Source organism: Flavihumibacter sp. (assembly GCF_036676075.1).
Lineage (GTDB): Bacteria > Bacteroidota > Bacteroidia > Chitinophagales > Chitinophagaceae > Flavihumibacter.
Map to the genome: position 1 here is coordinate 641,458 of NZ_JAKFDQ010000007.1, position 20,538 is coordinate 661,995.

A 20,538-nucleotide genomic window follows, 5' to 3' on the forward strand; every position below is an offset into this window, starting at 1 on the left:
TAAAGCAATTAACCAAGCATTGTGCAGAGTTACTAACTTGCAGTATGCGCCGGATACTCCCTCTAATAACAGTGTTGGCAATATGCATTATGTCAGTTGCCTGCAACCGTCTGGGAGGGAGATCTTTTGTTCCTGCTTTGGAGGGTTATGAAATGGAGCCTGGCTCAACACTACTGCTCAAAAAATCTTTGCGTGAGATATCAGGCATCAGCTTCCGGTCGCCGGGTGAATTAATTGCGATTAATGATGAATTGGGAGTAGCCTTTTTATTAAATCCACTTACTGGTGACATTGAAAAACGGCCTTTTGGAAAGAAGGCGGATTATGAGGAATTAGTTTACACCCCAGAGGGATATTATGTGCTTGAAAGCAATGGCAATCTTCACCTTCTTGACGCTGATAATTTTTCGGAGCAGCAGGTTTATTATGGAAGTTTTCCCCGCTATACAGAATTTGAGAGTATGGTGTATGACCCTGAACGGAATCAATTACTATTATTCTGCAAAACATGTGGCAGAAATGCCGACACCATTAATGCATGGAGGTTTGATCTCCGCACTCACAGCTACCTTGAAGAACCTGCTTTTTCGATTCCGATACGTGCCATTCGTAGCATGGGAAAAGATGATACCATTGAATGCCAACCCTCAGCGGCAGCTTTCCACCCTTTGACAAACAAGATATTTATACTTGCCTCAATCGGGAAAGTGTTATTGGAGTGTGCGCCAAATGGAAAACTGGAAGCGGTATATAATATCAATGGCGATTTATTTCAGCAGCCGGAGGCCATTTGTTTTGCGCCTAATGGTGATATGTATATTGCCAATGAAGGTCGCCAGTCGAAGGCCTCTTTACTATTTTTCTCCTATAGAAAACCAGTTGCGATCACAGAAACAAGACAGCCATGAAAAAGCTTTTCAGTTTCTCAATTGCTTTAATGTTACAGCTCACAGTGATGCTTGCGGAGGCGCAGACACTCAGTGGAAGAGGAAAGATTTTTCCTGATTCTGTAACCGTTATAGCTGCTCCCGGTTATAAAGCTGGTCCATTTAAAAAATGGTTATTGGGAGATAATTATCGTCCTGAATGGATTAGTCCGGTAAGGGTTCCGGTGCTGGATATTACCACACTATATGGGGGATTAAAGCCGGTAAAGCAGGGAGGCGGAATGCAATCGAGATCATTAAGACTTGAGGACAGTTCAGGAAGGGAATATGCTTTGCGAAGCGTGGAAAAATATCCTGATAAGACTTTGCCAGAAAACTTACGCGAAACGTTCATTAAAGATGCGGTGGTGGATGGCATATCTGCTTCTTATCCCTTTGCTGCTTTATCGGTTCCACCTTTAGCTGCAGCAGCCGGTATTCCGCACCTGGTACCTAAATTGTATTATGTGCCCGATGATACAGCTTTAGGCATCTATCAAAAGACATTTGCCAATGGTCTTTTCCTGCTTGAACCACGTGAACCCGAGGGTGTTTCGAAGACCTGGAACAGCGAGAATTTACTGGAGGAGTTGCTGGAGGACAATGAGAACCGGGTAAACCAGCGTGCGGTACTTCTGGCCAGGACCCTTGACATGTTTATCATGGATTTTGACCGGCATGAAGATCAATGGCGATGGGGCCGGAATAAAACAAGTGATGAAACTGTTTATTACCCCATACCCCGCGACCGCGACCAGCCATTTTTTATAAACAATGGTTTCCTTCCAGGCATTATCAGCAGAAATTGGTTGCAACCCAAGTTCCAGGGATTCCGTTCCAGGGCAAGAGATATAAGGACCTTTAATTTCAATGCTCGTTTTTTTGACCGACTATATCTGAATGAACCGGATGAGGCAACCTGGAAAGTTACCGTTGATGAATTCCTGAAACGCATGACCGACAGCGTTATTGATGCCGCCATTCTGGAGCAGCCAGGGGAAATAAGAATGTTGCACGGTATGGATATTGGATCCAAATTGAAACAACGCAGAAAACATCTCTCTGATGAAATGCTTGCGTATTATCGCTTTCTTTCAAAGATCATTACACTAACAGGATCGGATGAGCGCGAATGGTTTGAGCTTGAATGGCAGCAGGATGGCCAGCTACTGGTACAGATGTTTAATATAAATAAGCAGGGACAGCAGTCAAGGAAATTGTATGAGAGGAAGATCGACCCTGACCTTACCAGTGAACTAAGGTTGTATGGAATGAATGGCGATGATATATTTCATTTGGAAGGCGAATCTACCCATGGGCCACTTGTACGGATTATCAGTGGAAAAGGGAAAGACAGTCTGATATCTGACAAACTGGTGGCCCGACCAAAGAATATCCGTTGGTATGATCATCTTGCAGAAGCCAATTTTAGTGACCTGGGTAAAGAGTTTCGGAGGAATTTTTCCACTGATACTACCATACATGCCTATTCGCCGAGAAGTTTCAGGTACAATGTTACTGCTCCCCTCTTGTCTGTGGCATTCAATCCCGATGATGGCATTTTCCTGGGGGCAGGGTTTCGCAGGATACGCCATGGATTTCGCAAAGAACCTTATGCGATCCGGCAAATATTAACAGGCAATCATGCGCTTGGTTCCGGGGCATACAGTTTCAGGTACCAATTGGATGCCGTGGACATTATTCCTGTACCATTTAGCACTCACAGAAAACTTGATCTGAGGGTTGCGGCAAATCTAAAGGCCCCGAATTATGTCCAGAATTTTTTTGGCTATGGCAATGAGACCTTGTTTCCGGATACGGGTAGTAAGAAAATCAGTTATTACCGAAGTAGATTCAATCTTGCAGAATTCGGCGCTCTCCTGAAAGCAAATCCAGGCAAGTCATTCTCCCTCCTTCTGGGACCTGTTTTACAACATTACCGTATAGACGAGGATGATAATAAAGGGAAATATCTTGATGACCCAAATGGTGGATTAGATCCCGGATCGGGACTGGACCCGGAAAGATTGTTTTCAAGGAAGACTTATGCGGGAATCCAGCTACAAACAATTCTTGATACCCGCAACCAGGAGGCTATGCCGGGGAAAGGAATCAAGTGGACCAATATAGTTAACTGGGCCGATGGCCTGGGTAGAAACGCATTTTCATTCAGCCAGTTCAATACCGACCTTTCTGTTTATACAACGCTCCATAAAAAAAGTGAATTGGTATTGGCTGGGCGTGTTGGCGGTGGAATAAATGAAGGAAAACCTGAATTCTTTCAATCGCAGTTCCTGGGAGGCTCAGAAAACCTTCGGGGTTTTCGCAAATACCGTTTTGCGGGCAAAAAAATGTTATATAATAATTTCGACCTTCGCTTAAAGTTGGCCTATATAAAAGGATATATTCTGCCGGGAACATTGGGAATTTTGGCCTTTCATGATATAGGAAGGGTTTGGGTGAAAGGAGAAAAATCTGACAAATGGCATCGGGGCTATGGAGCAGGGGTTTGGCTGGCTCCTGCGGGCGCATTTGTTGTTACCGCAAATTATGCATGGTCTGATGATGGTGGTATCCCCTTTATTTCACTGGGATACCAATTTTAATCATTGAAGTTCCTTAACCTCAAGAGTTGAAACAGATTCATTTCTTGCGGGGCCTTCCATATTGATCCCTACACGAAGTGCTTTAAGTCCGATAACTCCCTGCAATTCCTCCAATTCAAGTTGTTCGAGATCTTTGAGAAGTAATCCCTGATTTTGGAGGAATTCAATGTAATCGAGGTATTCAGCTGCTTCACGAGGCTGTGAAAAAACGATAGCAAGTTTTCCTGTTTGAGTCAGTCGTTCATTCGAATCTTTCAGGTGAACTTTATCAATCCTTTTTTTAATGATTTCGTAGCGCATATTATAGGCCCCTTCCACATCGAATTTTCGTTCGGCAGTCCGGAAACTGATGGAGATGGGAAGGCTATGTGCCAATATCAGTTGTGTAGTTTGAAGAGGCTTGCTTAACCTCTGCTGCAATTCATTCACAATTTTTGCGGCACGTGTAAGTGTTGTGAGCTGCCACATCTTGAGGTTCTTCAGGTAGAAAGTATCAAATGGACGTTCGGGAGAGATTGACTGCCCTATATACATATTAAAATCTACACCGTCTGTTACGAAGCGTTCAAAATAATGTGGGTAAATCTTCTGCGCATGCTCTTGTTCCTGGTCGAGAAATCTTGCTATTTCCTGATTGATCAGTGTTATACTTTCTTCATATTTATGCCTGTTATCCACCAGCAGCCTGATTCGTGGATCGAGCCGTGACAGATAAGTATCAATATCATTTGATACAGTTGGGAGTACAACTTTAAGATGCTCAAATAATTCGATTACTTCATTTTTCAGGAATTTATCGATGATCAGTTCATCTCCTGAAAACAGGATATTTGAAACGTTATACAGATACTTATCAATCCGGTAAGAAACCTCCTGCAATATTGGTAATGGACTGATCTCCTGAGCTTTGCGAACAATTTCACCTGCTAATTTTAGTTGTTCAATCAGATCAAGCTGGATAGCTTTTACCCGCTCTATTGAAGAATTCCGAATATCGACGGCGCCATATAATGGGAAGACATGATCGAAAAAAATAGGTTCGATCTTGGCTTTAATGCCATTTTTTTTATTGGTCAGGTAATGAACAGCCGCCTCTGTAAATTTCCATTCAACGGAAGATTGAACAGCCGTGAAATGCTTTTTGATGATCTTATCTACTTCATTACTGAGTATTTCAGCACCTTTCTCAATCGCCAGGACAAATAAAGGTACGGCAGGATTCAATTGCGCCAGATGCTGCCGTTGTATCTTGCCTTCCTGCGGATGTACCACCGATAAAACTCCCAGGAGTTTACCCTTTGATTTTAATGGATAAAAAGCAGCGCTATAATATCCCTGATGGGGCAGTCTTGACAGAAAAGGATGATCGAGAATCTGTTTTGCATTTATTTCACTGAACAGCACCGGTGTTTCGCTTTCGCGGAACATTTCCAGGAATTCTTTACAGAGAGATTCACGGATGGAAATTCCTTGTTCAGAATTTGTAACCATCATACTATGCCCACCAAACTGTTCGGATAAAAAATAATTATCGTTGATCCTGAAGAATGGAGTTATACCCATATCCAATTCAGGCATACCCATTAAGGCTCTAACCTGTTCCTGGAGTTCAGAAAATATTTCGTCATCCTCATATGATCGGGCTTCTAGGAGGATAGATTTAATATTATTGATCACTTCTCTTTGCGTAACATCCCTTAAGCGCACAATAGTGAGTCCCTCAAACTGGAAATTACCGAGTGGCAGCATATCCTTAAGCTGGTCCATTTTCCCCAGTTCGGCAATATTACAACAGTGCAGACTGGTGCCTATTTCCGGAAGTGGTGCAAGAGCCTTTACATCAATAAATGTGGTATCAAGTTCCAGTTCGATATAGTTAATCATACCATTTACCGGGTTGCGATAGTGGTGAATGGCTGTTACATTCCCCTGGATTTCCTGTCCGTAAAATTTGGAAAGGATCAGTTTATAAGCAACAGAACATTTGTCTTCGGATAATGGTTGCTGGTAGGGGATGTCGGGCATGGAAAGTATCTCGCCTTTTTCATCCATAAACTGTTTACGAAAAAGTGCGCTGGCGAAAATTATTTTATAGGAAAATGGAATTGCTACAGCATAAAGATCTTTGTCTTCCGAATAAGAAATCGGAAAGATGGTGCTAATGAGAATATCAACCCACTCAGCATGTTCGGTGAGAAGTTCCGGGCTATCGATGGGCAGGAGAAGTTCCGGATGTTTTAATACCCTTTCCAACAAGTTCTGGTAAAGCTTTTTTTTACCTGTACTACCTTCTGCAGCGCTTCTTTTCCATGCTTCAATGAGGGGAGCAAAAGAAAGCTTACTATTTAAAACCATTTCGTCTGATGCCTTACATTCCATAGCGTTGCTTTATTCCTAAACAAGGAAATGGTAGTAAAGTTAGCGAATATTAGTCCTGAAATCTTAGCTCATAGGAAGGTAATTATCGTCATACATCCAGAAAAGGATGGGTTTGGGACTACGATCTATCATATTTCCAACTTGTTTCAGCATACCGGGAGACACAGAAGGGCAACCTTCACTTTGCCAGATCGGAAAATTGGTTTCCATATCAGGAATGGTTCCCATTGCATGCAAAACGATGGCTCGCTGGAAGGCTTTGCTATTAGATTCTTCCAGACCAAAAAGGCGGTATGAATGCCCAAAAGCGCCATTATATGATTTGCCCACTTTATAGATACCCAATGAGCTCAGATTACTGCCGGGAGTGTTTGAATAATCTTTATCCAGATTAAGTTTTTCCCGGCCCCTGCCCTGTGCAAGAAGAGAGGTTTTTTCAATCCTCATGGTTTTGAGGTTCACGATAAAAAAGCGGTTCTTATTTGATTTCACACTCATATCAGCCAAAAACGCAATATCAGTATTGTAGCCATTCTTTTTTGCCATGGCAGCCAGCTGCTTTGCTTTGCGAATGAGTTCAGTTCTGTCGGCAGATTCTTCTCCAAGTTCCTGGGAAAAGCCATCCCAGAAGGGGGGAACATATTTAAAAAGGCTGGCTTTAACCGCAGCTTTACCCCGAAAAGCGTAGAATTTCTCTTCCACTTTTACGACGGTTTCTGCTTTAACAGATTCTGTCGCGTCAGCTTTCTCCAGTTCTTCGCGGGCAGAAGCATCTTCTTCTTCATTATCATGAGGGAATTTCTTTCCGTTATTTGAATTGGATGTATTGACGGCAAATTCAGTGGTTGCGAAGTCTTCCACGATCCTTTTTGGCCTGGTAGCCGCTGCAACAGCACCTGCTTCTCTCACAACTGGTGTAGTTATTTTTATTTGAGGCTCATTTACTTTAAGCTTTGCCGCTTTTTGTGTTGTGGCGATACTGGCACCAGGCACTTTCAGGGTTCGGGTTGGTTTGATATAAGGGTGAATATCACTGGAAATCTCTTCTGAAGAAGCAGGAACCGCATCGGCTTCAGTGAGATATTGCTCAGTTATTTGTATTTCTTCTGGTTCGGGAGTCTTTTCCACTTTTTCTAAAACAGAGGCCTTTTCCTGCTTTGATGCCAGGATCTCAACCGATTTTTTTTCTTTTTTGTCGGCTTTCAGGTTAGCAGCAACAGCCATTTTATTGACAATAGCAATTTTGGCAGGAGTTTTGATTTCCAAACCCGGAAGCTCAGAAGTTTTATAATCTAACAGAGCTGACGAATAAATTGAATCCTGAATTGCAGGAGCCTGGGGATCAAAGGAAAACAGGTCGGAAGGCGTAAAGTAAGCCGCAATAAGCAGGCAGCCGCCAATTCCAGCTACGTATAGCTTTGTTTTCATAGACGTGTACGTTTTCGTTTTAATAGAATGCGGGATCAGGTAAGTTTTAAAACGTAAAACCTTCTCCTTTTATGCAGGACTTCTCTCCAAAAATGCATGAAAATTCCCTATAGTAATTCTACTATTTTTCACATCTAATTGTTAATCAACAAATTGCGTTTGGAAGTTTGTATTATTGGCAGATTCCTGGGCGGGAATATTTTTCCATAAGTAACAGAAATCCAGAATCTACTGTTGTGGGGCCTTGGGCAATGACTGGAAGTATCGGCATATTTCTTTAAGGCCACAAATTGCACATTGCGGAGAACGGGCAGTGCAAACATACCTTCCATGGAGAATAAGCCAGTGATGTGCTTTATATACAAGTTGTTGCGGTAAATGCCGAATCAGCTGTTTTTCAGCTGCAAGGGGTGTTTTTGCGTTCCTGGTTAGTCCGATGCGGGCAGCAACGCGAAAAACATGTGTATCAACAGCCATATTGGGCTGGGAATCAATTACTGATGTAATAACATTGGCTGTTTTACGTCCAACCCCAGGCAAAAGAACCAATTCATCAACTGTCATAGGGACCTCACCACCGAATTTTTCCATCAGCATTTTGCCCAGTCCAATCAGATGTTTTGCTTTGTTATTGGGGTATGAAATACTTTTTATGAGGGAAAACACCTCATCTACGGAAGCTTCTGCAAGGGAAGCGGGATCAGGAAAGCGTTGGAAAAGTGCGGGAGTCGTTAGATTAACCCGTTTATCGGTGCATTGGGCCGACAAAACAACGGCCACCAATAGCTGGAACGGGTTGTCATAGAACAATTCCGTTTCGGCATTGGGGGCCTTTTGTTGAAAATACTCGATTAATCTCTGGTACCTTTCTCTTATTGTCATGCACCTGTTTCCACTGCTTCCCTGGCATAATTCAACACGTTTAGAACAACCTCCATACGGGGTGATTCTAGTGGTTGATCCAGTAAAGTGATGGATTCCTTAAGGGTTGCTAACTTTTCCTGGAGTTCCCAGTCATTTTTTAAAGCAGCTTCGATAGCTTCATTTTGTGCGGGGGAAGTTTCCTTGTAGAGATACAGTAACAGATCTTCCTGTGTAAAGATTGCCATAATCAAACCATTTTATTTGTCCAGTAAATATCCCGGGGTCCAATCCGGGGTTTCGTCCATTGATATAAACGGCATCAAATGGGTAATATTGCCTTAACCAAAAAATAATTTAGTGAGTTTTAGATTCACTAATAATATAGAGATCTTCTTCGTCCCTTTTCATGCGGTAGCGTTCCCTTGCATATTTTTCGAGAAGCAAGGGATCATTCTGTAATTTATCAAGCTCCGTACGGGTTTCAGCGATCTTTTCCTCATAATACTCCTTACTGTGCTTCAGGTCATTAAGCTCTTTTTTATACCGGAAATGGGTAGTTATAATATCCCGGTCATCGAAGAAAACCATCCAGACAGCAAATACCGCCACTGCCAGGATATATTTATTCCGGAGCAATGGCGGTATCTGGTTGAAGAGTTTATTCATTATAATAATAAAGATTGGCTGTAGTGTTATTTCCCGAATTTAAGATTTTTCGGGTATACGGCCGTTTCTGCGAGCATTTCTTCAATACGTATCAGTTGGTTATACTTGGCCATACGATCTGTACGGCTGGCAGAACCGGTTTTGATTTGTCCGCAGTTCAATGCGACAGCGAGATCTGCGATGGTGGTGTCCTCCGTTTCTCCACTCCTATGGCTCATAATAGTGTTATAACCATTGTGTTGCGCCAGGGTTACAGCATTGATCGTTTCAGTAATAGTTCCTATCTGGTTTACTTTCACGAGGAGACCATTTCCAATTTTTTTGTCGATCCCCTGTTGCAGGCGCTCAACATTAGTTACGAAGAGATCATCACCAACAAGCTGGCATTTTGTTCCTACAGCTTCAGTAAGGGCTTTCCATCCATTCCAATCATCTTCGGCCATGCCATCTTCAATGGAGGCGATAGGGTATTGCTTTACCCATGATTCCCAATATTTTACGAGTTGGTCTGAACTCATTTTTTTGCCATCGCTCTTATGGAAAACGTATTTTTTTGCCTTAGCGTCCCAGAGTTCGCTATTGGCCGCGTCCATAGCTATCATTATTTGTGAGCCCGTTTTATATCCGGCTGCAGTGATCGCTTCCAGAACAGTTTCTATGGCCTCTTCATTACTTTGAATATTCGGAGCAAATCCACCTTCATCGCCCACGTTAGTGCTATAGCCTTTCTTCTTGAGTACGTTTTTCAGGGTATGAAAGATCTCTACTCCCCAACGAAGGCCTTCTGAAAAGTCGGGGGCGCCAACAGGCATGATCATAAATTCCTGGAAATCGATCTTGTTATCGGCATGGGCGCCACCATTGACGATATTCATCATTGGAACGGGGAGGGTTTTGGCGTTGGTTCCCCCGATGTAACGGTAAAGGGGAAGGGCCGCTTCAAGGGCAGCAGCTTTTGCAGCCGCCATACTAACTGCCAGAATTGCATTTGCACCCAGTTTTCCTTTGTTTGGAGTACCATCCAGCTGAATCATCAGGTTATCAATTCCTGCCTGGTCTGAAACATCCCATCCCAAAAGTTTATCGGAGATGATTGAATTGACGTTTTTAACGGCTTTAAGAACACCTTTACCTACATATTTTTTCTTATCATTATCGCGTAATTCCACGGCCTCATGAATGCCTGTACTGGCTCCACTCGGAACAGAAGCCCGTCCAAGGGCACCTTCATCTGTGATCACATCTACTTCAACAGTTGGATTTCCGCGGCTGTCGAGAATCTGCCGGGCATGTACTTCAGAAATGTAGCTCATTTTTTAGCTTTTGGTTTTGTTATGAATGGGTACATAGCAAGCGAAACAAATGTAAGGATAGTTTAGGGGAATTATTGCTTAATAGCCTTGTAGATCACTTCCTGAACTTTTGGGCGAACACTCATCCGCAGAAACTTATTGGGATCTCCGTTATTATTCACCCGATTGCTCAGGAAGATATAGGTGAGATTATATTTTGGGTCGATCCATACGCAGGTGCCAGTAAATCCAGTGTGACCATATGTTTCCGGAGAAGCAGAAGCGGAAGGATAAGGCTCCTCACGCATATGGTTATCTTTTTCAGGTTTATCAAAACCAAGACCCCGGCGACTATTTTTTGTATTGTATGCGGTAAATAAGTTTACAGTGGAGGGCTTAAAGAATTGGATACCATTAATGGTGCCTTTATTGAGCAGTAACTGACTGAGTACGGCTATTTCATATGCATTGCTGAATAATCCGGCGTGGCCGGCCACTCCTCCGAACATGGCTGCACCAGGGTCATGTACATCGCCCTGAATCAATTGTTTACGAAAGATTGTCTCTTCTTCGGTTGGGGCAGAATAAGATGCCGGAAAGCGGGTTCTGGGAGTAAATCCGGTAGCGTTCAGCTGAAGGGGCTGGTAAAAAGATTCGCGGGTATACGCGTCTAAAGACTTACCGCTGATAGCTTCTACGATCTTACCCAGAAATATAAAATCATTGTCACTATATATGTATTTACCCCTTGGACCGAGTTCACTCTGAAGGATACGCGCATAAAGGGTATCATTCCAGTCGGCGCGCATATACAGATTTTCGGCAACTCTTACTGAAAAAACAGAATCAGGGCGGAAGGCATAAATTGACCCGTTGGGGGAGCCATCAAGTGGATTGATGGTTTCCCGGTAAAAAGGTATGAATGATTTTAATCCGCCTTCGTGCATGAGAAGGTCTTTGATCATAATTCCGGCTTTATCACTGCCTTTGGTCCAGGGAAGATAATCCCCTATCCGCTTGTGAATATCAAGCCTGCCTTCTTCATAAAGCTTCATCACTGATAAGGTTGTTGCCATCACTTTGGTTACGGAAGCCATATCATAGAGGGTTTCGCAATAAACCCGGGTGGAATCGGTATAAGAATAGGTCCCGAATGATCTTTCGTAAGCAATCTTACCATCGCGGGCCACAAGTACTACACAGCCGGGAATTGCCTTTTGAGCAATGGCGTCCTCACATATGGAGTCAATTTGCGAAAGCATATTCAGATCCAGATCCAGGTTTCCGGGCCATGATTCGGGGAGTAGCCGTTGTTGTACAATGCCAGAACCTGAGGGCAATCCTTCGCAAACAGTAACCGGGAGTTTGCCTTTTGCGCTGAATTTACCATTCAGGATATCGGCAGCAGTTTCCTGGGTAATTGGATCGTCATCATATGCAGCAATCAATACTTTACCTGAACAGCTGTTACGCATTGCATATGGGTTGCCAAAATAGACGGTCACTGTTTGGTGTTGCTGCTGTAGTTGGGTGGTAAGATAAATAGCGGCTTCACTTATCCCGAAATTCCGGGCGGGCACCCTGTTGTATCCGTGCATTGACAAAACAACTACGTCGTAATCATTTTTCAGCACCTGGAGTAGGGCATCTGCCTTTTCCCGATTCTTGCTATAATCGAAATAATAGGTATGCGCGTCGTAATCTGAGCGCATGCGTGCAGAAAAAAGGTTGTCCTTTTTTAATCCTATCCCTACAAATGCAACCCTTCTGTTAGTACCCGCGGTCAGTGGAAAAATGGCACTGTTCTCATTCCTCAGGAGGGTTATTGCATCCTCCGCCACTCTTCGGCGCAAGGCACTTATCCCTTTATTTAAGTCTTCAGTAAGGTTCTCGATACTAACCGGCGACCAGTTTGCCAATCCGTATTGGTATTTGGCAAGAAGCACCTTCTTAACCCGCAGATTAAGGTCTTTCCAGTTCAGCTGGCGTTTTTTAATCGCTTTTTTTATGGTAGCAATGCTACCAGGCACATCACCCGGAAGGCAGAGCATATCATTGCCTGCGATCAGGGCTCTAGCGGAGGCTTCCCCCTTGGGAAAGAATTTTGCTACCCCTTGCATTTCGAGTGCATCGGTGAAAGTGAGGCCCTGGAATCCTAACTGCTCCCGGAGCAGGTGGGTCACATTATTGACAGAAAGAGTAGTTGGCAGGTTGGGCGTTTTATCGATTGCGGGAACAGACAAATGGGCCACCATGACGCTACCTATACCAGCATTAATAAGTTCACGGAAAGGATACAGCTCCAACGAATCGAGTTCGGTTCTGGATTTATTAATGACCGGGAGGTCATGATGTGAATCAACTGATACATCCCCATGCCCGGGAAAATGTTTGGCACTTGCCATAACGCCATTCTCCTGCATCCCCTTCATATACTGTAGAGCGAAACTTGTTACTTTGTATTTGTCTTCACCAAAAGATCTTTCATTAATGACGGGATTATCCGGATTATTGTTGACATCCACAACGGGGGCATAATTTACCTGGATGCCTGCCCTCCGGCATTGGACGGCAACTAATTTGCCATATTCATACATCAATCCGGGGTTTTGCATGGCGCCGAGCATCATCTGCCGGGGAAGAGATTGTACGCTATCGAATCTCATACCGAGGCCCCATTCACCATCAACGGTCACCAATACAGGGGTCCTGGCAATGGATTGAAGGTGGTTAACTCTTTGAGCATGTTGAATGGGCCCACCCTGAAACAGGCAGATACTCCCGATATTGTATTTTTTGACGAGTTCTTCCACTTCCTTATCAAAAAACACAGGCCGGCCATTTTGCAAGCCCGACATCCTCACGACCATAAGCTGGGCGATCTTCTGATTTTCCGAAAGGGTATTAAAAACACTATCCACCCATTTTTCGGCTGATAAGTTAGTTTTCTTCTGGGCTGATACTGATCCTGATAATGCGAGTGCGATAATAAAGGCAAACCAATGATTCTTCATATTCCATCTGCTGTAGTGAGCGTCTAAGTTAAAAAACTAGACCCCAACAGAAAAATGAATAAACCTGCAGGAACCCGCAGAAAATAATTTGAGCTGCCAGATTAAAGGGATGGGTTCTTAATTTCCAAAAAGCCGGGCAAGATATTCATGGTTAAACTCTATAAAAGTTGCTATACCAGTAGCCGTAATATTTGGCTGGGCACAACTTAAAAGGTCTGACACAAGTTGTCTCATTTCTCTTTGAGATAACTGGCTGCACGGCCGAATAGCGTGTTGAGAGGCAAGAGAACGGATCAGGCGTTCACGGCGGCTGAATTTTACGTCGGAGCTAAAGTGTTTATACTGATCAAGCAGTTTTTCTATAGAAGATTTTTCATTCCCCTGCAGGATATCTGCGGGAGTGCCCTGAACTACAAAGCTATTTTGTCCGAATGGCTCGATCAGGTATCCGAGTAGGCCCATATCACCCAGGAGTTCGGTCATTAATGTAGCATCCGTGGGTGAGAGATCGAGTGTAACCGGAAAAAGGCTGCGCTGAGTAGCCATTGGTTTTCCAACAAGAGCAGCGGCGAAGCGCTCATATAGGATCCTTTCGTGGGCCAGTTGCTGGTTTACCAATAAGAAGCCCTGCTGGGTGGGAGCAATTATATATTGTTGCTGGATCTGAAGCAGATCACCATGTTCGAGTAACTGCCACTTTTTCCTGGGTTGCTCCCAATCAAAGCCTGGTGATCTATCATACTGAACCTCAGGACCTGAGCTATCTGTGGAGGATCTTAAAGCCGGTTCAAAAAAATCTTTCCAGTTTTGTAATCCTCCATCAGGAATCTGGTCAGTACCAGAAACAGTTGAACTATTTCCTTTATCAATAAAATGGGCCTGGTTAGCGCGACTAAAAGTTTGGAATAGACCGGAGTTACTTGCGGCCGACTGTTGAGCGGCAGTAAAAGGTTTAGATACAGCATCAGATTGCTGGATACCGGCATCAATATCGAATTCTAATGTGGGGGTGATACTGAATTGCGCAAGGGCATGCTTTACAGCTGCCTGAACGAATGCGTATACGATTTTTTCGTCCTCGAATTTTATCTCCTGCTTGGTGGGATGCACATTGACATCGATATGTTCCGGATTGAGGTCTATAAAAAGCACATACATCGGGAAGCTATCGCCAGGGATCAGATCATGGTAGGCCTGCATCAGTGCGTGATTAAGATAAGCGCTCCGAATGAATCGATTGTTAACAAAGAGATATTGGTCGCCACGTGTCTTTTTAGCTGCATCGGGTTTGCCTACAAAGCCCTGAATATTGAGGTAATCGGTCTGTTCATGTACCGATACGAGCTTAGCATTGTAGCTATTTCCCAGGATCTGAACAATACGTTGTTTCAGGGAACCTTTCTCCAGATGAAAAACCTGTTGGCCATTGTGAGAAAGAGAAAAGAATAATTGGGGAAAGGCCATTGACACACGGATAAATTCATCAATGATATGGCGCATTTCGGCTGCATTGCTTTTCAGAAAATTACGGCGTGCAGGTACGTTAAAGAAGAGGTTCTTCATGGCAATGCTTGTACCGGGAGCGGTAGCGCAGGGTTCCTGCCGAAGAACTTCACTGTTTTCAACTTCAATATAGGTTCCCATCTCATCCGAATGCCTCCTGGTACGCATTTCAACCTGGGAAACGGCGGCCACGGAAGCAAGGGCTTCACCCCGGAAGCCCATCGTATTAATATGGAAGAGGTCTTCGATCTGGCGGATCTTTGAGGTTGCATGTCGCTCAAAACAGAGTCTTGCATCGGTTTCACTCATCCCCTTTCCGTTGTCCACAACCTGGATAAGAGATTTTCCAGCATCATTCACTATGAGCCGGATCTCGGTTGCACCTGCATCCACTGCATTCTCCAGCAACTCTTTCACGGCACTGGCCGGTCTTTGAATCACCTCTCCCGCCGCGATCTGATTAGCAATGTGATCGGGCAATAATTGTATACTATCCGCCAATTTCTTTTTGTGATTTTCTGCAAGCGAAGATAGGGAAAAGCATACCTTTTGACAGAGGCCTGTAGAGGAGACTTTGGAGTGTGAAAGCGGTACTAATATTTCTGGTAGATTTCTTTAAGAAAAGCCTCGACGCTTCTGCGTATAGTAACTGCACTGGAATTGTGATTATTAACCATTACAGAAAAAAGAAGGTGACGATTTTTTCGGGTAGTAAGATATCCGCTAAGTGCCAAATGCCCACTCAGTGTTCCCGTTTTGGCATAAATAGCACCAGGCATTTCTTTATAATACCCAGCAAGTGTGCCTTCGTTGGCACCAGGCAAAATTGCCTGGATCTGTTGCCTGCTGGCAAGCTTTTCCATCTCCTGCAACAACCATATTATGCTATTGGGGGTGAATTGGTTATATCGACTTAAGCCACTACCATCCACCCATTTTGCCTCCTGAGGCATATTATGAAGGTCGCCTTTAAGCAGGGTGTCAATGATTTTGCCGCTATTCATCACTCCAAATAATTGCTGAGAGCACATCAATAGTACTTGTTCGGCAAAAAAATTATCGCTGCGATGCATCATGATAGCTAAAAGAGAGTCGCGTAGCTGGGAGTGTTTAAAAGCCGTTGGTGCCTTTGTGCTTCCTGCCGGCACATATAAAACAGAACGGCCAATAGTATCACGCAACAGATCAAGGGCGGATAAGACACCATTAGTAACGAAGGGAACATCCCGGGTATTCAGGATCTCCTTGCCTTCAGTAATGTAAAAGATATTGCTATTGCGTTCACGAATAACGTTAAAGCGATCGCTTTTTGCGGGATTAAAATTTACTTTCCAGGATATTTCAGGTTCAGAAAAAACGAATGCATTATCTGTTGGTTTCCCCGATTGATCTTCGGCTTTTTCGATCACCTGGGTCCATTTTATAACATTTCCATAAATAGGGAGCGGGCTTCTTTCGGCCATATAACCACTATTAAAGTCATCCCAGGCCCACCCAAAGCCAAGTTCCTTATCGGTGAAATTGGCATCGGAGATTACCAGTTCCTTATTTGTTTTCTGAAGCCATTCTACCAAGGGCTGATTAATAAAATCAGGGTGCAAAAAAGTGGGGTCTCCTGCAGGTTGGAGGTAAATACTATCGGCTGTTTCATGATAGCGCATACCCACAATGGAATCACCGAGGTATTTCAAGGCAGCATACATGGTAAACAGCTTTGTGTTGCTGGCTGGTACGAAATATTTATCTGCCTGGTGTTTATAGAGGTATGTATTTGTTGCCGGGTCAAAGATGCTTATGCCGACATGTGCATTAAGGATACCCTCCTTTTTCAACACAAGAGATTGTGCGGAGCGATCAATTTTCCTGGACGCGGAGCAGGAAACTAATATATTAACTGCTGTAAGCAGGAAAAACTGGAATAATCTCGATGTTAGCATTGGATAAAATTAGGTTGAAAGCTGTAAAGGGCAATTGGTCTATGACCTTTCCTGTGCCCTTAACCACCTTTCAGGTATATCATTATTGCTGGCGATCACATAATCTTTGTAGGAGCAGGCTATAAATTTATTATCGGGGAGCTGCATCCACCACCTTCCGGTCTTTTTACTTTGGAGAAACACTGTTTCCACTTCAGCAAAAGCAGTATTGTATTCATAAAATGATTCCCGATCATTAATGGAATCTTCACGTCTTCCTTTACTGATTCCATCGATGAAATACCAGATCATCTGGCTAACCTGTTTTGCAGTCATTCCTGCCAGGTCATTAGCGGGCTGGTAGCCATATATCCCGAAACTATTAACGGTATGGCTCATCCCTGCATAGCGTGCTAATACACAGGCTTCTTCACCATTCAGGCCATTGGGTGAGATGGCTGAGCCGGGCGCATAGGCATGGGCGATAGCAGATAAATCAAAACTCACCATATGACAATTTCGCAGTACAGGCTCCATTTCATCAATCTGTTCCTTAATTTGACCAACACGGTAACAATCAAACCTCAATTTGTCCATATTTTCCAGCATATAAGGGTGTACGTAATAGCTCTGGAAAGCCAGGTGACTATAATGCCGGAGAAAATTGGGTTCGCCAGTAAGTACCTCCATCATAAAATGTTCTGACTGTGGCAAGGATTCCATGTCGAGGTCAATTCTCGCGTCAATACAAGCGGCCTCTATGATCTGCTTTCGATCTGCGTAAGCATGATACTGGGCCAGGGTAAGATCATGGGCGCCGCCGAGTATCAATATGATCTTGCCGGCATCGGTGATTTCACGGATCACCATCCGCAAAGCGGCGTAAGTGTCGCTGAGTGAATCACCCACTTTTATATTTCCTATATCAGCAAGTGTTATTTCATTGTGCCAGTAAAATGCCCTGTATAGAGATTCGCGGATATGGTCGGGCGCCCTTGAAAATGGTTTACCCATTCCAAGACCGCGTTCTTCACCACAACCAACTATCACAAGGTCTACATTGTCCAATTCGGGGAACAGGTCTTCTTCATGAACCCGAATGTTTTTTCCGATCTGTCCGGAACGAAATCCCTCATCACCGCTGACCTGTGCAACAGAGATGGGATCGAGAAAATCTGTAAGGTGTTGCAAATCACTCATGGCTGCAAGATAATAATTGGTCACTTTGGGCTTATACCTAATTTTGCACTTTAAACAACTAACATGACCATTCATAAGGAAGGCTATAAATCAATTGCTATTGCTACGCTGATATTTGCATCCCTCAATCTCCTCTCCTTTTTCTTTATCAGCGCTTATTCGCCGCTGGTAAGCTGGATAATATTCGTGGTTTTATTAGCCCTCCTGCTTTTTATTATATCGTTTTTCCGCCTTCCAGCCCGAAATATGACTTACGACGAGTCCTTATTGATTTGCCCGGCAGATGGAAAGGTTGTTGTTATTGAGGAAGTTTTTGATGAGGAATATTTTAAGGATAAAAGGCTTCAGGTGAGCATTTTCATGAGTCCGGCTAATGTACACGTAAACCGAAATCCACTTTCAGGGGATGTAATATATAGCAAATACCATAAGGGCAAATACCTGGTTGCATGGCATCCAAAATCATCAACAGAGAACGAGCGCCATAGTGTAGTGATAAAAAAGGGAAACAATGAAATACTTGTAAAACAAATTGCTGGTGCAGTTGCTAAAAGGATCGTAAATTATCTGCAACCAGGTATGCAGGTTATGCAGAATGAAGAACTGGGTTTTATTAAATTTGGCAGTCGTGTTGATATTCTGCTGCCAATTGGAAGCCGGGTAAATGTTTCATTAGAACAGAAAGTTAAGGGAGGGGTTACCGTTCTGGCCGGCTTGCTTTAAAGCAATTATTGTTTTACATTTAACGTTATTGATTTTATCTTGGTAATAACCTAAAACCGAAAAAATATGAAAAAATTATTTGTATTGGCATTGGCTGTAGTAATGAGTACTGGTGCGGCCATTGCTTGCGATGGAAAGAAATGTTCAAAGAAAGATAAAGATTGTTGTAAAAAAGAGGCAAAGGCGGGCGATAAAAAAGCATGTTGCAAGAAGGCCAGTACAGCTAAAGTCTCTTAACAGGAGACTTTCCAGCCATAATTTATAATAGGCAGTAGAACCTGGTAAAATCATAAGAGATCCCAGTTTCTACTGCCTTCTGCTTTCTGCTAAAAAATCTCTTTAAGCTCTATCAGGGAATACACTGTATAGGTGGCATTTTCATCGGGCTGGTCATTTATATGGTTAACAAATACCTGGTCCATTCCGGCATTTCTTGCACCGTTTATATCAACTTCAATATTGTCTCCAATCATTATGCTATCAGAGGCATTTGCTCCTGTTATTTTATAGGCATAGTCAAATATTTCACGATGGGGCTTCAGGCTGTTACTGCCTTCTGAGGTGATAACCTTTGAAAAGAACCCGTCAATATTAGAATACTTCAATTTATTATGCTGGGTGTTTTCAAAACCATTGGTGATCAGATGAAGAGAATAGCCATTTCTTTGGAGGTAATCCAGGATTTCATTGGTGTGTGGAAAAAGTATGGTTCGGGTAGGCAACAGGTTGAGGAATTCATCACCCATTCGTCGGGCAAGCTTTTCATCCCCGATTTTAAAATCGAGTAAAGTATACCACATACGTTTCCATCTGAGTTCATCAACCTTAATAAATCCATTACGGTAACGCTCCCATAATTTATCATTGTGTAAAATATATTGGTGGTGAAAGCGTTCAAAGTCTTCGATTCCAAATTCATATAACCGAAGAGATGAATAAATGTCCTTTAAAGTTTGTAAGGCGTTTGATTCAAAATCCCAGAGAGTGTGATCAAGATCGAAAAATATATGACGGTACGTTTTTTTCATTGCAACAAAGATATTGGTTACGTTATAATGATGTAAACTTGCCTGACTAACCCGAAACCCCGATCTCAACATGTTAAGGATCTTAATGCCAGGCTTGGCCCTGGTAATTTCCATTATGGCTTTTGCAGGAAATCCTGAAGGCTCAAAAGCAGCCGTTAGGGCCGAAAAAGTATTAAGGAAGCAATTTAAAAAGCAGCTTGATTCAACTGACAAAAAAATTCGTTACCAGACAGGCAGGATATTGATAGCCGGCAATAGTGTTGTGCTGGATATTCCTGAGCAGTACAAGTTCATTGACGCAGCCCAAACCCGGTTCATTCTGGAAGATCTGTGGGGAAATTTACCCGATAGTTCCGTACAGGGTATGCTGGTGCGGAAATCATTCCGTATCAACAATGCTGATGAGGAATTTACCTATGTTATCAGCCATCATCCCATTGGTTATGTTAAAGATCATGATGCGGCCGAAACAAATTATGATGATTTAATTGTGGAATTACAACGCAACCAGGAGAAGGCAAATGCAAGAAGGCTGGAAATGGGTTATAATACTATGAATATAGTGGGTTGGGCTGCTGTTCCCAGGTATGATAAAGATAATCATAGCGTTCACTGGGCAAAAGAGATTGCTGTAACGGGTAGTGATATAAATGTACTTAATTATGAGGCAAGAATTCTTGGAAGGAACAGTATGATAAGTTTCAATGCGGTGGCTACGATGCCACAGATTGAACAAGTAAAAAAAGACCTGCCCAATGTAATTGCAATAGCAAAATTTACTGATGGCCATCAATATGATGATTTCGACAAGCGAACTGATTCTATAGCAGAATTAACCGTGGGTACCATTATCTCAGGAAATGCTGCCGGACAGGTTGCTACCATAAGTATGATATCTCCAAAAATTGTGTTAGGCACTTTGGTGATTGCAGGGCTTATATCCGGATCATTTGTAGCCCTTAAAAGAAAAGTGGGAAGGAAGGAAGCTTAAGA

The 20,538-nt window shown here is 43.2% G+C and carries 16 protein-coding genes; 5 read left to right on the plus strand and 11 right to left on the minus strand.

Going from position 1 to position 20,538, the window contains the following annotated elements:
• The first annotated feature begins 89 nt into the window (after positions 1–89).
• Both V6M43_RS05610 and V6M43_RS05615 read left to right on the plus strand, forming a co-directional pair.
• The gene (locus tag V6M43_RS05610; protein WP_332733157.1) at positions 90–908 is read left to right on the plus strand and encodes a hypothetical protein; all 819 of its coding nucleotides are present in this window, start codon (positions 90–92) and stop codon (positions 906–908) included.
• On the plus strand, positions 905–3,532 hold the full coding sequence (locus V6M43_RS05615; RefSeq protein ID WP_332733158.1) for a BamA/TamA family outer membrane protein: 2,628 nt from the start codon (positions 905–907) through the stop codon (positions 3,530–3,532). Before V6M43_RS05610 ends, V6M43_RS05615 begins: the two co-directional genes overlap by 4 nt.
• On the opposite strand, the gene V6M43_RS05620 is transcribed toward V6M43_RS05615, so the two are convergent.
• From V6M43_RS05620 to V6M43_RS05665, 10 genes are all read right to left on the minus strand, one after another.
• Positions 3,533–5,911 (minus strand): GAF domain-containing protein, encoded by a 2,379-nt coding sequence (locus V6M43_RS05620; protein WP_332733159.1) that lies wholly within the window; start codon positions 5,909–5,911, stop codon positions 3,533–3,535.
• 63 nt (positions 5,912–5,974) lie between these two features.
• On the minus strand, positions 5,975–7,339 hold the full coding sequence (locus tag V6M43_RS05625; RefSeq protein ID WP_332733161.1) for a murein L,D-transpeptidase catalytic domain-containing protein: 1,365 nt from the start codon (positions 7,337–7,339) through the stop codon (positions 5,975–5,977).
• 228 nt (positions 7,340–7,567) lie between these two features.
• Positions 7,568–8,221 (minus strand): endonuclease III, encoded by a 654-nt coding sequence (nth, locus tag V6M43_RS05630; protein WP_332733162.1) that lies wholly within the window; start codon positions 8,219–8,221, stop codon positions 7,568–7,570.
• Entirely contained in the window at positions 8,218–8,448 is a 231-nt protein-coding gene (locus V6M43_RS05635) for a hypothetical protein (RefSeq protein WP_332733163.1), read from the minus strand. Before V6M43_RS05635 ends, nth begins: the two co-directional genes overlap by 4 nt.
• Positions 8,449–8,557: 109 nt before the next feature.
• Positions 8,558–8,869 carry an FtsB family cell division protein gene (locus tag V6M43_RS05640; protein WP_332733164.1) on the minus strand — a complete coding sequence of 104 codons (312 nt, stop codon included), beginning with the start codon at positions 8,867–8,869 and terminating at the stop codon, positions 8,558–8,560.
• A gap of 26 nt (positions 8,870–8,895) precedes the next feature.
• On the minus strand, positions 8,896–10,182 hold the full coding sequence (gene eno, locus V6M43_RS05645; RefSeq protein ID WP_332733165.1) for a phosphopyruvate hydratase: 1,287 nt from the start codon (positions 10,180–10,182) through the stop codon (positions 8,896–8,898).
• Positions 10,183–10,253: 71 nt separating this feature from the next.
• Positions 10,254–13,175: a glycoside hydrolase family 3 N-terminal domain-containing protein gene (locus V6M43_RS05650; RefSeq protein WP_332733166.1), complete on the minus strand. Its 2,922-nt coding sequence runs from the start codon at positions 13,173–13,175 to the stop codon at positions 10,254–10,256.
• A 117-nt stretch (positions 13,176–13,292) separates the two neighbouring features.
• Positions 13,293–15,179 carry a DNA mismatch repair endonuclease MutL gene (gene mutL, locus V6M43_RS05655; protein WP_332733167.1) on the minus strand — a complete coding sequence of 629 codons (1,887 nt, stop codon included), beginning with the start codon at positions 15,177–15,179 and terminating at the stop codon, positions 13,293–13,295.
• Between the two features lie 92 nt (positions 15,180–15,271).
• Complete coding sequence (dacB, locus tag V6M43_RS05660) at positions 15,272–16,615, minus strand: D-alanyl-D-alanine carboxypeptidase/D-alanyl-D-alanine endopeptidase (RefSeq protein WP_332733168.1); 1,344 nt, start codon at positions 16,613–16,615, stop codon at positions 15,272–15,274.
• 39 nt (positions 16,616–16,654) lie between these two features.
• Entirely contained in the window at positions 16,655–17,794 is a 1,140-nt protein-coding gene (locus V6M43_RS05665; RefSeq protein ID WP_332733171.1) for a formimidoylglutamase, read from the minus strand.
• Positions 17,795–17,857: 63 nt separating this feature from the next.
• Here V6M43_RS05665 and V6M43_RS05670 point away from each other — a divergent pair, with 63 nt between their 5' ends.
• Positions 17,858–18,517: a phosphatidylserine decarboxylase family protein gene (locus tag V6M43_RS05670; RefSeq protein ID WP_332733173.1), complete on the plus strand. Its 660-nt coding sequence runs from the start codon at positions 17,858–17,860 to the stop codon at positions 18,515–18,517.
• Positions 18,518–18,583: 66 nt separating this feature from the next.
• Entirely contained in the window at positions 18,584–18,754 is a 171-nt protein-coding gene (locus V6M43_RS05675; RefSeq protein WP_332733174.1) for a hypothetical protein, read from the plus strand.
• An 89-nt stretch (positions 18,755–18,843) separates the two neighbouring features.
• Here the strand turns inward: V6M43_RS05675 and V6M43_RS05680 are convergent, their stop codons facing one another.
• Positions 18,844–19,545 carry a YjjG family noncanonical pyrimidine nucleotidase gene (locus V6M43_RS05680; protein ID WP_332733176.1) on the minus strand — a complete coding sequence of 234 codons (702 nt, stop codon included), beginning with the start codon at positions 19,543–19,545 and terminating at the stop codon, positions 18,844–18,846.
• Between the two features lie 70 nt (positions 19,546–19,615).
• Between V6M43_RS05680 and V6M43_RS05685 the strand changes: the two genes are divergently transcribed.
• A complete protein-coding gene (locus tag V6M43_RS05685; RefSeq protein WP_332733178.1) occupies positions 19,616–20,536 on the plus strand; it encodes a DUF2167 domain-containing protein in 921 nt (306 codons plus the stop codon).
• Positions 20,537–20,538: the final 2 nt, after the last annotated feature.

What these genes read in the sequence shown, in the direction of transcription:
- V6M43_RS05635 (WP_332733163.1), bottom strand. Translation starts at nt 8,448, where the DNA reads ATGGCAATCTTTACACAGGAAGATCTGTTACTGTATCTCTACAAGGAA.
- V6M43_RS05620 (WP_332733159.1), bottom strand. Translation starts at nt 5,911, where the DNA reads ATGGAATGTAAGGCATCAGACGAAATGGTTTTAAATAGTAAGCTTTCT.
- V6M43_RS05685 (WP_332733178.1), top strand. Translation starts at nt 19,616, where the DNA reads ATGTTAAGGATCTTAATGCCAGGCTTGGCCCTGGTAATTTCCATTATG.
- V6M43_RS05610 (WP_332733157.1), top strand. Translation starts at nt 90, where the DNA reads ATGTCAGTTGCCTGCAACCGTCTGGGAGGGAGATCTTTTGTTCCTGCT.
- V6M43_RS05650 (WP_332733166.1), bottom strand. Translation starts at nt 13,175, where the DNA reads ATGAAGAATCATTGGTTTGCCTTTATTATCGCACTCGCATTATCAGGA.
- nth (WP_332733162.1), bottom strand. Translation starts at nt 8,221, where the DNA reads ATGACAATAAGAGAAAGGTACCAGAGATTAATCGAGTATTTTCAACAA.
- dacB (WP_332733168.1), bottom strand. Translation starts at nt 16,615, where the DNA reads ATGCTAACATCGAGATTATTCCAGTTTTTCCTGCTTACAGCAGTTAAT.
- V6M43_RS05640 (WP_332733164.1), bottom strand. Translation starts at nt 8,869, where the DNA reads ATGAATAAACTCTTCAACCAGATACCGCCATTGCTCCGGAATAAATAT.
- V6M43_RS05625 (WP_332733161.1), bottom strand. Translation starts at nt 7,339, where the DNA reads ATGAAAACAAAGCTATACGTAGCTGGAATTGGCGGCTGCCTGCTTATT.
- V6M43_RS05680 (WP_332733176.1), bottom strand. Translation starts at nt 19,545, where the DNA reads ATGAAAAAAACGTACCGTCATATATTTTTCGATCTTGATCACACTCTC.
- eno (WP_332733165.1), bottom strand. Translation starts at nt 10,182, where the DNA reads ATGAGCTACATTTCTGAAGTACATGCCCGGCAGATTCTCGACAGCCGC.
- V6M43_RS05665 (WP_332733171.1), bottom strand. Translation starts at nt 17,794, where the DNA reads ATGAGTGATTTGCAACACCTTACAGATTTTCTCGATCCCATCTCTGTT.
- V6M43_RS05615 (WP_332733158.1), top strand. Translation starts at nt 905, where the DNA reads ATGAAAAAGCTTTTCAGTTTCTCAATTGCTTTAATGTTACAGCTCACA.
- V6M43_RS05670 (WP_332733173.1), top strand. Translation starts at nt 17,858, where the DNA reads ATGACCATTCATAAGGAAGGCTATAAATCAATTGCTATTGCTACGCTG.
- V6M43_RS05675 (WP_332733174.1), top strand. Translation starts at nt 18,584, where the DNA reads ATGAAAAAATTATTTGTATTGGCATTGGCTGTAGTAATGAGTACTGGT.